Source organism: Bacillus sp. SIMBA_031, assembly GCF_046535225.1.
Classification (GTDB): domain Bacteria; phylum Bacillota; class Bacilli; order Bacillales; family Bacillaceae; genus Bacillus; species Bacillus velezensis.
Map to the genome: position 1 here is coordinate 1 of NZ_JAWRXC010000137.1, position 284 is coordinate 284.

At 61.3% G+C, this 284-nt stretch carries 1 protein-coding gene; it reads left to right on the forward strand.

What is annotated here, in order from left to right; genetic code table 11:
• Nucleotides 1-115: 115 nt before the first annotated feature.
• On the forward strand, nucleotides 116-284 hold a 169-nt coding region (locus tag SB724_RS19815), incomplete at its 3' end, for a DUF7507 domain-containing protein (RefSeq protein ID WP_410572511.1).

Here is a 284-nt window from a genome sequence, read left to right on the forward strand (position 1 = left end):
GGCCAGCGCAACGCCCGTCGTAGGACCCGGGTTGCCTGCTGCTTCAAGTTCCACCGACACTCCCTTGGTTGGTGCACCGGCCATGTCATTTTCCACGGTGGCAGATGTCTCGGGAATGCATTCGCCGTCGGTTGTGGGTGACCCGATCAGGTACAACGTCACAGCGAAGAACACGGGAAATGTCACTCTGAGGAACATCTCCATCGTGGACCCGTTGCCTGGTCTCGCGGCCCTAAGCTACGCCTGGCCAGGTGCCTTGGGGGAGCTGCTGCCAGGACAAACCG